We start from the raw sequence: 275 nt of genomic DNA, 5'->3' as shown, positions 1-275 counted from the left end.
CACCGCCCGGGAGAAAACGAAGATGCCCCGGTTACCCACGTCTATGCTGTCGCAAGACTGAAAGACGGAGGTACTCAGTTTGAAGTTATGACGCGCAAACAGATTGAGCTGGTGCGCAGCCTGAGTAAAGCTGGTAATAACGGGCCGTGGGTAACTCACTGGGAAGAAATGGCAAAGAAAACGGCTATTCGTCGCCTGTTCAAATATCTGCCCGTATCAATTGAGATCCAGCGTGCAGTATCAATGGATGAAAAGGAATCACTGACAATCGATCC

1 protein-coding gene is annotated in these 275 nt (G+C 49.8%); it reads left to right on the top strand.

What is annotated here, in order from left to right:
* Positions 1-275 (top strand): recombinase RecT (locus tag SB775_RS29225; protein ID WP_410864724.1); only part of this gene is annotated, 275 nt, incomplete at both ends.

This window comes from Peribacillus sp. SIMBA_075, from assembly GCF_046534585.1.
This window is presented reverse-complemented; position numbering and strand designations above follow the sequence as displayed.